This is a genomic window from Anaerococcus sp. HMSC075B03, from assembly GCF_001815585.1.
Classification (GTDB): domain Bacteria; phylum Bacillota; class Clostridia; order Tissierellales; family Peptoniphilaceae; genus Anaerococcus; species Anaerococcus vaginalis.
This window is the reverse complement of sequence record NZ_KV821165.1, coordinates 1-9240: the sequence shown is the minus strand read 5'-3', so window position 1 is coordinate 9240 and position 9240 is coordinate 1. Positions and strand designations below refer to the sequence as shown.

Sequence of the window (9240 nt, the reverse complement as noted above, 5' to 3'; positions counted from 1 at the left end):
CCCACCACGACTTTATCAACTATGCTTTCAAATACTGTTCTGTTAAATTCCTCTATAATTTCTCTATTCTCTAACACCTTTTTAAATTGCTTTAATCTTTCTTTAATAGAGTTTTCATCTTTGATAGTTAGCTCTAGTGTTTTCTTTTCATCAAGTAATTCTTCTTTTTGCTTTGTAAGTTTTTTATACTTTTTAGCATAAACTTCTTCGTCAATACTATCTTCCAAATGAAGATCAACTAACTTTCTTTCTTGACTAATGATTCTATTTAATTGATTTTCTATCTTTTTCAGATCCTTGACTAAAGTATTATCATTTATTTCTTCTTCAACAATTTTTAAAAAGTCATCTATTACTGTTGAATCTGCATGGCATAATTGCCTATAGCTTTCAACAAATGCTTTTTCTATTGCTGCTTCTTGTATTCCTTTTGAATGAGGACAATATTTTTTACCTTTTTTAGTTGACCTTACACATTGCCAGTTAATTTTTTTATAAATTGAACTAGTGTGCCATGTTCTTCTTGACAGTATTTCGCCACAAAATCCACATTCCAGCATACTTGAAAAAGCGTATTGTCTTGATAGTTTTTCTCTTTTTCTATCCTTATTAGCAATGGTGTTTCTATTTTGTGCTCTCCTGAGTCTAATCTCCTGTGCCTTTTCAAAATCTTCTTTTGATATAATTGGCTCGTGATGATTTTCGATGTGATATTTGTCAGATTCTCCAAAATTTGCTAGTCTTCTTTTAGTTATGGGATCAACTGTGAAGGTCTTTCCCATTAGTATATCTCCAATATACTTTTCATTTTTAATTATTCCTAACACTGTAGTGTCAGACCATTTCGTTTTACCTCTAGGAGTGAAATATCCTTGTTCTTCTAATTCCCTGCCAATGACTGAACCACCATTACCCTCTAAATATCTTTTAAAGATGTATCTGACAATTTTGGCTTCTTCTTCATTTATAGAGATACTTTTTGTTGTAGGGTCATAATCGTATCCAAGGCAACCTTGAAAACCAATAAGTTCCCCTTTTTCCATTTTCATTTTTAGTCCTTTTTTCACATGGGCTGAGGTATTTTCTACTTCTTGTTGAGCTACTGAACTTAATATTGTTAATAGTAACTCTCCATCCATTGTCAAAGTATCTATATTTTCTTCTTCAAATACTACACCAACATTATTTTCCTTTAGAAGCCTTACATATTTCAAAGTATCTAATGTGTTTCTGGCAAATCTTGATATAGATTTAGTAATTATCATGTCTATATCTCCATTTTGGCAATCACTTATTAGCCTCATGAAATCCGCTCTTTTAGTAGCAGTTGTTCCTGTTGTTGCTTCATCTGCATATACACCAGCCAAAGTCCAGTTCTTATTATTTTTTATTAGATTTGTATAATAATCAACTTGCGATTTATATGATTCAAGTTGGTCTTTACTATCAGTACTTACTCTACAATATGCTGCAACGCGTTTTAAATCTAAATGTAGCGCATTTCTATTTCTTGCTCCTGTATTTGAAGCTTTTATTACTTTTACTTTAGTATTCATTTTACCTCCTTCCCATTTTGTATCTTTCTACAGTGTTATTATATCACAAGATTAATTAATTTCTTTCCATATTCTTATAATCATTTTCTATTCTATTTTTTATTTTTGTATATTCCTTATCATTAATTAATTTAAGATCATAAAGTCTACATAACATAGCAACTCTCATGCTATAAATCTTTATTGCTTGCATTTTAACCTCCTATGTAAGTTATTTTTTTACCTTGATAAGTGAATTAAATTTGAAAAATTCTAATCTCACCTAAGCAACTTCAAGAATCTTCACACTTCAAAGTATTTGGATTTTTATAAAAAGATGATAAAACACCCCTCACTTTATAAAGTGAAATTTGCCCTCTTTGGTAACCAAAATTTTTATTTTTTTATAGTATTTTTGAGTTTTAATAATTAATTTGATCATAAAAAGAGGACTTATGCTACTAGGCATAAATCCTCTAAAATAAAAAAATTATAAAGTTTATATTATTGAGTATTATAAAAAATACTATTCACAACTTCTTGTTTTTCTTGCGTTTTTATCATATGTCCCTCTTGTAATTTACTAATGTATGCATTTTCACAAATACATGAAATCAATCATTTTATCACAAACTGACTCTAAAAACTCAACATCATGGGATATTATTAAAATCAACTTATCTTCTTCTTTTACTTTCTTTATGTTTTTAGCTACTATTTTCATATTTCTATAGTCCAATCCACTGGTTGGTTCATCAAAAAACAGAATTCTCTTGTCGGATAGTAAAGCGGATAAGATAATCACTCTCTGTTTTTGTCCTCCTGACAAGGTGTGAGGATTCCTATCACTGATATTTTTCAACTCCATATCTTTTAACCAAGTATCTAAAGCATTATCATCTTTAATATTTGATGTTAATACTATTTCATCTTTAACAGTGTCCGTGAATAACTGACAGTTCACTTCCTGCATTATAAGTAAACTTTCATTTAACCTACTTTTTATATTTAAATTCTCATCATCTTTTAAAATTTTACCTTTATTTTTTTTGTATAAGCCACATATAATTTTTGCTAATGTAGACTTCCCAATTCCATTTTCTCCAACAATTCCAATAATATTCCCATAGCAAAATTTAAGATCCTCAATGGACAAAATTATTCTGGTATTTCTTTTGAATATCAGATTTTTTAACTCTAATAAAGTCCCTTTATTTGAAGTTTCAAAATCATAAAATTTTTCAATAGCTTTATAATCAGAATGCCTAAGTCCTGTTCTCATTCGTTCATCTTCACTTAGATTTTCAATTCCGTCCATACTATATTCTCTGATGATTTTTCCATCCTCTAAGTATATTGCTCTATCAACAATGCCTTTTAAATACCACAACCTGTGTTCTGCAATAATAATAGTTTTTCCTAAAGATTTAAGCTTTTTTATTGTAAGCGATAATTCTTTCATTGACTTTATGTCTAAGCTTGAAGATGGTTCATCAAGAATAAATATCTCAGGGTTTAATGCGTAAATGCTTGCTATAGCAATCTTCTGCTTTTCTCCTCCAGAAAGATTGAATATATTTTTATTCATCAAGTTTTCAAGATGAAGCTCTTTTTCAACTTCTTCAATCCTTTTGTTAATTACTTCTCTTTCTATTCCGTAATTTTCTAAACCAAAAGCAATTTCATCGGTTGTATTGGTTGTATAAAATTGTGTTTTAGGATTTTGAAAAACCGAGCCTACATTATTAGATAATTTATAAATTGGTGTGGTAAATGTATTCATACCATTGACCATAACGCTGCCAGAAATATCCCCATCATAAAACTCAGGTATTATGCCGTTCATAAGCTTTAATAGAGTGGACTTTCCACAACCGCTCCTGCCACATAGAAGAATGCATTCCCCTTTTTTGATTTTCAAGTTTATATCATTTAATGAGTAATCAGATCCTCCCTTGTACTTAAAACTTAATTCTCTAATTTCAATCATAAATCCCATCCTGACACTTTCATAAATATTACTATTGATAAAATTAAAATCATAAGAATTAGAACACCAATATCATTTTTTCTAAACTTAATTAGGTGTCTACTTGTTTTGTTAACAGGAGCATCGAGTCCCCTTATAATGGCTGATTGAGAGAGCTCATCCCCAATTTCTATCACACTTACGAACAATGGCACAAAAAAATATTCCATAATTAATGTTGGTCTTCTTGTTAAATTGATTAAGTTAAAATTAATTCCTCGAGTTTTCATCGCCATATTTATATGACTCCATTCGTCTTTAATAGTAGGCAAACATCTAAATATTACAGAAATCATTATGAGCGAGTCTTTTGAAAGTTTTAATTTTTGTAAAGTTGCCACTGCACTGGAAACAGATGTTGAATTTAAAATCCATTTACCCACGATAATACACGGCAGAAATTTTCTTCCAATTGCTAAGATAAATAAAATTAAATTCAAAAGAAAATTCATATTTAAATAGGCTAAAGATTTTTCCAATACTACACTTATTACAAAAAATAAAATATATCTTATAGCGGTTTTTTTATAACCATCGCTAATAATGATGACAAGGAAAAATAATGTAATAAGGCTTTGATAGATCCAATCAAACCCTAAAAAAATTAAAATATTCGCACCCATAAGCAAGATAAGTTTTGTTCTGAGGTCATATTTTGACCCCAGAACAAACTTTGAATTTTCCATTATAAAACTCCTGCGGATTCCAACTTTTTATTTAATATTTTTTTTGTAAAATAAGAACCAATCAAAGAGAATATAAATGTTCCTATAATCATAACTGGTAACATCCATATTGGTGTCCATGCTCTTACTGTGTTACAAAAGCTTTGATCTAAGCCACCTTTTATTACACTTTCAAAAAACGCTTCTCTCATAACCCAAATTGGTAAGAATCCTCCAAATAAGTTTAGAGAAAAAAACATATGACTAATTGTATTTTTCTTAAAGTCTATATAATTTCCACCTTTTGCTATGAACATGGCAATTATTCCGGCAGGCACTGCCACTAATGGTGCAATTGGAATATGCCCAGTTGCAACTAATAAAATACTTGGTAAAATAGCTGCGATTACAATAGCAGTAGCTGACCTTGTCTTTGCAAGAAGCATATGATAGGTTGGTGCAGCAAATAGTGCTACAAGCATAGGCATTAGTAAAAATAAAACAGGGACAGGCATAGATATTGCCCCAATTACTGCATATGTTACAAAGTAAAGTGCAATTAAAACACCGGCTGTAACTGCGTTTTTTGATGATTTCTTTTGTGTTTTCATAAGTTTCCTCCCTTAAAATTGATTGTTACTGTACAATCTTCCATTCTTTAGACTTTTCTTGATAGTTCCATAAGTCTTTATATAGTCCTTCATTTTTAATAAGTTCTTCATGCTTCCCAACTTCCTCTACCTTTCCTTTGTTTAAAACAACAATTTTATCAGCTCCCATTACGCTCCTTAATTTATGAGCTACAACCACAACTGTTTTATTCTTAATTAAATTTGATATTGCTTCTTGTATAATAAGTTCATTTTCAGGATCAAGCGAAGATGTTGCTTCATCAAGTAGTATTATTGGGGCGTTTTTTAATATTGCTCTCGCTATTGATATTCTTTGTTTCTCACCTCCAGACAGAGTCGCTCCTCCTTGTCCAATCATAGTTTCAAATCCATCATCTTTTTTGACTATAAAGTCATAAGCTCCTGCCATTTTTGCAGCATTCATTATTTCATCTTTACTCGCATCTTCATTACCAAACTTTATGTTGTTATAAATTGTGTCTTTAAAAAGATATACATCTTGAAAAACAACAGAAAATTTTTCCATTAATTTATCAGGATTGGCTGTTAGCAAATCCACCCCACCAATTTTAATTGTCCCTTCATTAGGATCATAAAATCTGGAGATTAATTTAATTAGTGTAGATTTCCCAGAGCCAGAGTAACCAACAAAAGCAGTTAATTCATTTTCATTAATGTCTAATGACACATTATCAATAACCTTAGAGTCCTTATAAGAAAATGAAACATCACAGATTTCAATTTTGTTGCTTTCGTTCACATCGCAATTTCCTGACATAGGTTTAGCGTTAAGCAAGTTAATGATTCTCTCTCCTGAAACTGATGCCATTTGTAGACCTGTATAATTTACAAGTGCAAGCTCCAAGGGGTCAAAAATCCTTGTGCCTACAAATAAGAACATTAAAAATGTATCAATTTCCAAAGATCCATTTATAAACAAATAGGAACCCGCTAAACTCATCAAAGGAAGTCCTATTCTTAAAATCATACTTGCTATGGTAGTTAATGAACCAACTCCTTTCTCACTCTTAATATTTGCATCTCTCGAGTCATCTATATCTTCTTCAAGCTTTGTTAATGTATCATCTAAGCTGTTATAAGCTTTCAGAGTCTTAATAGCATCCAAATATTCGTTTATATCTTCTTCCTCTTTTATCCTCATTTTCTTTGTTTTCAAATAAATTTTTTTCTGAAAGTTTTGCATGAGTGTAAGAAGTAGAACAGAAATCGGCAATCCAATAAGTGTTGCTATTCCCATTTTTACATTAATTATCAAAAATAATATTGAGCAAAGAACCGCTACACATATTCCACTGAAAAATTGAGGTAATTGATGAGTTACTGCCGTTTCAACTTTGAAAAAATCATTCATTAATGTATCTAAGATTTCTGCTGAGCTTTTCCCTGAAATATAACCTATCGGCAGTTTTCTTATGTGGTCTGCAAGCTCTATTCTTCCATCTGCACTTGTCTTGTATCCAAGTTCATAGGTATATTTTGTGGCTAAATTTTCCAATAAGAATGTTATTAAGAAAAATACTGCCATTATCCCAAAATACTTCCATAAAAGGCTCGTATCTATACTATCTGAACCTCTATTTAAAAATAGTGTTTCTACAATTTTCGCCAAAGCAATAAATGGTATAAGGTTGGAAATAGATGCCAAAACATTTAAAATAATTGATTTTCTTATATTATTCATCTTTCCTAATGTAATATTTCTTATCATTCATTCTCACTCCCTTCTATGTCCATTTGCCAAATATTTGTCTTCTTATAAATATCAAAGAGTCGCTTATATATTCCATCTGCAACGATTAAATCTTCATGCTTACCTCTTTCTGCAATTTTTCCATCAGATATTACTAAAATTTGATTTGCATGCTCTATGGTATTTAACCTATGAGCAATCATGATAACCGTCTTATCCTTAACCAATTCAGATAAAGCTTCCTGCATAAGATATTCATTTTCAGAGTCTGCAAAACTTGTTGCCTCGTCTAATACTAATATTGGTGCATTCTTTAAAATCGCTCTTGCTACAGCAATACGTTGTTTCTCTCCTCCAGATAAATAAGTCCCTTTACCCAAAACAGTGTCATACCCATCAGGAAGTTTTTCAATAAAATCATGACATCTTGCTTTTTTGCAGGCTTTTATAACATCTTCTTTTGTAGAACCTTTCTTTGCCATAGCAACATTATTGAATACTGTATCTGTGATAAGATCACTGTCTTGAAAAACGAATGCTATCCTCTCCATTAAGGCGTTCATCGGAATATTTTTTATATTAACTCCACCAATTTTAATAGAGCCTTCTGAAGGATCGTAAAATCTGGGTATTAGCGTTCCAATGGTAGATTTGCCTGCTCCCGAATAGCCAACCAATGCTGTAACTTCTCCTTGTTTAGCACAGAAGCTTATATTCTTTAAAACCTCTTCATCTCCATAAGAAAAGCTTACATTGTTAAATTCAAGATCATGACCTTTTATCTCTTCCTCACTATCTTCAATTGCCAATTCTTTTTGATCTATAATTTCGTAGATTCTCAAAACAACTTCATTTAGTAAATTCATTCCTTCTGCAAAATCTCTAAGTTTTAATGCAGGTACGCTAATGGCAGGTGCAAGAATTACATAGAAAATAAAAACTGTAGCAAAATCCAAGTTATTATTTCGTGACATTAAAAGTATTCCTACTGGAACTATGAATGTAGCAACAGATAAAATAAACATTCTAAATGAAACAAATCCCGGTCTTATCATTGATGTCATCGAACTTGTAAAATCTCTATATTCTCCTACTGACTTTGAAAAAGTTTTAAATGATTTTGCTCCTGTTCCAAATATTTTCACTTCCGGCATACCTTTAACGTATTCAGTAGTTGCTGAATTAATTTGATCCAAAATCGCAAAGTTCTTCTCAAGTCCACCCGACTTTATAATCTTTGCCATGATTGCAATCTGAATTCCTAAACCAACAAATATAATTAACAAAGTCGTAAGACCTAATATTAAATTTATCTTCAACATAACAATTATCATTGCTAAAATTAGTGCTAAAGTTGAAATTAAATTTGGTAATTGATGAGAAAAATATCTCTCAATTTGATTCATGTCCGATCCTAATACTTGCCTTATTTTTGACTTGTTGTCTCCAGTATAAAAACCTAAAGGAAGATTCCCAATATGAAATAATATCTTCTTTTTTAAGTTAGCTATTAAAACATATGAAAACTTATGGCATAAAATACCGCCAATGTAAGTTAAACAATATGATAATACCACTGCTGCAAGTCCATAGGTGCAGAACTGTATTGTACTTTGTTCTAATTTTCCATATAAAAATAGAGATTTTATGACTTTGTATATCACCAAAATTGGACAAATACTTAATAGCATCCCAAGACTAACAAATAATATTCCTCCTACAAGTTGTCCTTTTTTTATTTCACTGTAGGAAATAATATCTTTGATTGATTTCTTCTTTTTCATCTAAAACATACCTCCTTACCGAACGAGTTCGTTCATTTACCTTAAAACTAATACAAGGAAAACACCATTGATGTTTCCCTTGTAAAATACTTATATTTTATTTTTCTCTAATGAGGTCTTTGAAATAGTTCGCTTATTATTCCAAAGGCTTCACTTGAATTTGTTTTGTTTTCTCCCTTAATAATATAGTCATTATATATTGTTCCAACAGCTCCGTATAAAATAAAAGCTGCAAAACTTCTCACATTTTCCCTGTTTATTCCCATATTATTTTCTATTTTTTTATTTTCAATTCCTTCAATTATAAACTCTGAATAGACATCTATAAATTTTCCAATGTAATGAATCAATTCCCATATCCTGTACGAGTTATCTGTAATTGAATTCTCTTTTGAAAAATTATATCTTGTTGTGAATTGACTGATATCTTTTACTATGAGTTCTCTTAGAATTTTTATTCTTTCTTCGTAATCTATTTCCTTATTTTGAAGTATATCTAACTTATTTTTTAGTTTTTCTTCAAAATATGTTTCCATGCACGCCAAGAAAATATCTTCTTTTGATTTGAAATAATAATAAAACATTCCCGGCGCTCCATTAACTTCTGCGAGAATATCTCTAACAGAAACTTTCTCATACCCATATTTCTCAAAAAGTCTGGATGCTATGTTTATAAGCTCCTGTTTTCTTTCTTCTGGATCTTTTACATTTCTCTTTACCAAAACCTCACCACCTATTGACCGACACTCGTTCTATTAATATAGATTATCATTTTCTTACACTTTTGTCAATAGTGCCCTGAATTTACATTCTAAGTATGGTATAATCTTATTTACTATAAATAACACGCTTAGCGCTTATAACTTTAATAGCAAGCACAGTAA

At 30.5% G+C, this 9240-nt stretch carries 8 protein-coding genes; all 8 read right to left on the bottom strand.

The genetic code is table 11. From position 1 onward, the window contains the following. A partial coding sequence (locus tag HMPREF3045_RS01470) for a recombinase family protein (RefSeq protein ID WP_070736845.1) occupies positions 1–1556 on the bottom strand: 1556 nt, incomplete at its 3' end. Positions 1557–1611: 55 nt separating this feature from the next. Continuing rightward, positions 1612–1749 (bottom strand): hypothetical protein, encoded by a 138-nt coding sequence (locus HMPREF3045_RS09280; RefSeq protein WP_180362995.1) that lies wholly within the window; start codon positions 1747–1749, stop codon positions 1612–1614. Between the two features lie 384 nt (positions 1750–2133). After that, positions 2134–3525, bottom strand: coding sequence for an ABC transporter ATP-binding protein (locus HMPREF3045_RS01465; protein WP_070736844.1), 1392 nt, complete (start codon positions 3523–3525; stop codon positions 2134–2136). After that, positions 3522–4250, bottom strand: coding sequence for an energy-coupling factor transporter transmembrane component T (locus HMPREF3045_RS01460; RefSeq protein ID WP_070736843.1), 729 nt, complete (start codon positions 4248–4250; stop codon positions 3522–3524). The genes HMPREF3045_RS01465 and HMPREF3045_RS01460 overlap by 4 nt, the downstream gene beginning before the upstream one ends. Next, on the bottom strand, positions 4250–4840 hold the full coding sequence (locus HMPREF3045_RS01455; RefSeq protein ID WP_070736842.1) for an MptD family putative ECF transporter S component: 591 nt from the start codon (positions 4838–4840) through the stop codon (positions 4250–4252). The genes HMPREF3045_RS01460 and HMPREF3045_RS01455 overlap by 1 nt, the downstream gene beginning before the upstream one ends. 25 nt (positions 4841–4865) lie before the next feature. Next, on the bottom strand, positions 4866–6590 hold the full coding sequence (locus tag HMPREF3045_RS01450) for an ABC transporter ATP-binding protein (RefSeq protein ID WP_070736841.1): 1725 nt from the start codon (positions 6588–6590) through the stop codon (positions 4866–4868). Further along, positions 6587–8356, bottom strand: a complete 1770-nt coding sequence (locus HMPREF3045_RS01445) for an ABC transporter ATP-binding protein (RefSeq protein WP_070736840.1) — start codon at positions 8354–8356, stop codon at positions 6587–6589. The genes HMPREF3045_RS01450 and HMPREF3045_RS01445 overlap by 4 nt, the downstream gene beginning before the upstream one ends. Positions 8357–8463: 107 nt before the next feature. Beyond that, the gene (locus HMPREF3045_RS01440) at positions 8464–9078 is read right to left on the bottom strand and encodes a TetR/AcrR family transcriptional regulator (protein WP_037328262.1); all 615 of its coding nucleotides are present in this window, start codon (positions 9076–9078) and stop codon (positions 8464–8466) included. Between the last annotated feature and the right edge of the window lie 162 nt (positions 9079–9240).